Genomic DNA, 1,334 nt, shown 5'->3' with positions numbered 1-1,334 from the left:
ATGTTGCTCTGGTCTGCGCCTGATCCGGCGCCCAATCCGCGCCGCGTGCGGCTGTTTCTGGCCGCCAAGGGCATCGCCATCGAGGAGAAGATGCTGTCGCTGATGGCGCGCGAGCACAAATCCGCCGAAGTGCTGGCGCGCAACCCGCGCGGGCAAGTGCCATTTCTGGAGCTGGACGACGGCCGGATCATCGCCGAAACCGTCAGCATCTGCCGCTACCTGGATGAACTCCACCCGGAGCCGCCGCTGATCGGCCGCGACGCCTTTGAACGCGCCGAAACCGATATGTGGCTGCGCCGCGTCGAAACCGCGCTGGGCGGGCCAGTCAGCCTGTTCTGGCAGCACGGCCACCCCTTCACCGCGAAGATCGTGCAGCAAATCCCCGCCATGGGCGAAGCGGCCAAAGCGCAGGCGCTGGCAATGATGGGCTGGTTCGATGGCCAATTGACCGGCCGGGCGTTTCTGGCCGGCGACCGCCTGACCATTGCCGACATCGCGCTGCTGACCACCATCGATTTCGCCGGCTGGATCGGGCTGGCGATGCCCGACGAAGCCGCCGCGCTGCGCGATTGGCACCAGCGCTGCACGGCGCGGCTGGTGACACAGCCAAGCGGTAATTGATCAAGAAGCCTCCGGCGGGCAGGGGTGACCCCTGCACCCATTTGTTGGTTCGGTGCCCAACTTCGAAGGTCTGGCACGAACCAAAACGAAAGTGGTGCAGGGCTCAGCCCTGCCCACGTCACCCCGGACGTGATCCGGGGCGGAGGCATTCTGCCTGCCTTGACTATTACCTTTTAAAAGAACAATTTCCGGAATGACAGCGTGACCGTGCGGCCCAGCGGATCGAGCTGATCGCGCAAAAACCCGAGCGGTTCGTTGCCCAGCCGGTTGCGCACGTTGATGCGATCATTGAGCAGATTGTCGAAGTTCAGGCTGACACGGCTGCCGCGCAGCCACGGGGCCTGGCGCAGAATCTCCGGCCGCTGGCCCAGATCGACAAACATGCGCAGATTGGCGGTGGTGCGGCCCGAGAAGAACAGATCGTCGGGCGATTGGGTGCCGCCGGATGGATCGACCAGCACGGTGGTGCCCGATTGCCAGTTCACGCCCAGCCGCGCGCCCAGCCCGCGCCGGCCCGCGCCCAGCCGCATTTCGATCTGATGGCGCGGCGCGCCGCCAGCCGAACCGATGGCGGAGCCGTTCAGCAAATCCAGCACCGGCAAGCCCGGGCCAATGCCGATTTCGTTGCGGAAGGTGACGGTGTGAAACAGGGCCAGCTGCAAGCGGCCATCAAGGAACCCGCGCGGCGGACCGCCGCCCCGGCCGCCGCCGCC

General features: G+C 66.2%; 1 protein-coding gene and 1 pseudogene. One reads left to right on the top strand and one right to left on the bottom strand.

What is annotated here, in order from left to right; translation table 11 throughout:
* Positions 1–621, top strand: a 621-nt coding sequence (locus tag ABWP50_RS13500; protein WP_353218504.1) for a glutathione S-transferase family protein, incomplete at its 5' end; no start/stop codon positions are given.
* 173 nt (positions 622–794) lie between these two features.
* Here the strand turns inward: ABWP50_RS13500 and ABWP50_RS13495 are convergent.
* A pseudogene (locus tag ABWP50_RS13495) lies at positions 795–1,334 on the bottom strand (TonB-dependent receptor); the annotation flags it as partial.

This window comes from Sandarakinorhabdus sp. (assembly GCF_040398645.1).
Taxonomy (GTDB): domain Bacteria; phylum Pseudomonadota; class Alphaproteobacteria; order Sphingomonadales; family Sphingomonadaceae; genus Sandarakinorhabdus.
Note: the sequence above shows the minus strand (reverse complement) of the source record. Positions and strands in the feature narration are given on the sequence as shown.